This is a genomic window from Rubrivivax gelatinosus (assembly GCF_016583785.1).
Classification (GTDB): Bacteria; Pseudomonadota; Gammaproteobacteria; order Burkholderiales; family Burkholderiaceae_C; genus Rubrivivax; species Rubrivivax gelatinosus_B.
This window is the reverse complement of the sequence record NZ_NRRU01000231.1, coordinates 1-689: the sequence shown is the minus strand read 5'-3', so window position 1 is coordinate 689 and position 689 is coordinate 1. Positions and strand designations below refer to the sequence as shown.

Below are 689 nucleotides of genomic sequence, written 5' to 3'. Positions count from 1 at the left end.
TTCTCGCCCGAACGAAGCCCGAAGAACGCCCGGATCTCCTCGTCTCCATCGGCAGTGCCGGCGCGCGGGCACTCGAACAGGGCATGGTCTACCAGGCGAGCCATATCAGCTACCGCGATATGGATGCCTCCCCGCTCGGCTTCGAGAAGGGCCGCACGCCTTTCGTCGATCTCCCCGCGGAAATCGCAATCCCCCAGCAAATCGCCGATGTCACCGCCGCAAGGCTGTCGACCGGCTCCAACGTCGTCTCCGGCGCCGCCTATGATCTCATCGATGCGGACATGGTCGACATGGAAGGCTTTGCGGTGATGCGCGCCGGCCATGCCTTCGACCTGCCGACGATCGCCCTCAAAGGCATCAGCGACGGCAAGGCGGAGCTCCGCCATTTCCGCGACTGGGCCGACTATCTGGAGGCTGTCGACGAGTCTCTCGCAAAGGTGATCGACCGGCTGGAGAGCAGCATCGCCGCCATGGATCGCGCCTACTGGACCCAGTTGCCGCATCGCACGGCGGCACGCTGAGAGCCTGCGGTAAAGCCGCTTCCGCAAGGAGCGGCTTTACCGCCTTGAAGGCGGACCTTATGCTTGCCTGACGCAATAAAAGTGTTGGGGAGCGTGCGGTGGTTGCGCTGTTTCGCGGATTTCCGGCGGCCCTCGCCGCCTTTGCCGTCGTCTTTCTCACTCTCCAGC

Annotated in this window: 1 protein-coding gene; it reads left to right on the top strand. The window is 64.0% G+C overall.

Features of this window, described 5'->3' with window-relative positions:
- Nucleotides 1–521, top strand: a 521-nt coding sequence (locus tag CKO43_RS25550) for a 5'-methylthioadenosine/S-adenosylhomocysteine nucleosidase (protein ID WP_200380426.1), incomplete at its 5' end; no start/stop codon positions are given.
- Nucleotides 522–689 lie beyond the last annotated feature (168 nt).